This window comes from Bacillus sp. HY001, from assembly GCF_007558965.1.
In the GTDB taxonomy this organism is placed as follows: Bacteria; Bacillota; Bacilli; order Bacillales; family Bacillaceae_G; genus Bacillus_A; species Bacillus_A mobilis.
The window spans coordinates 1-272 of sequence record NZ_VLTE01000324.1 but is presented as its reverse complement, the minus strand read 5'-3'; the positions used below and the strand labels follow the sequence as shown (position 1 = coordinate 272).

General features: G+C 32.0%; 1 pseudogene. It reads right to left on the bottom strand.

Annotated features, from left to right (window positions below):
* Window positions 1-272: pseudogene (locus FOT98_RS31555) on the bottom strand (RNA-guided endonuclease TnpB family protein); the annotation flags it as partial.

The following is a 272-nucleotide window of genomic DNA, read 5'->3' as shown; positions in this document are numbered from 1 at the left end:
TTGGCTTGGTTTTCACCACATTCGTTACAATAGACTTTACATACTCTATTCGAATATTCGCTAATCGAGCATGCAACTTTTGCACTCTAAGAACATTTTTATCTATATTCACTCTTTTATTAGTAACAGATTTTTCACCTCTCTTTTTTTGGATTTTCAAATTTACGTGCTAAAGAGCGTTGTTCACGTTTTAACCGTTTTTCTATCTTTTTTACTTTTATTGTTTTGTTGATGTTTTCATGAACGATACCATCGCTACGTGTAGCAAAATC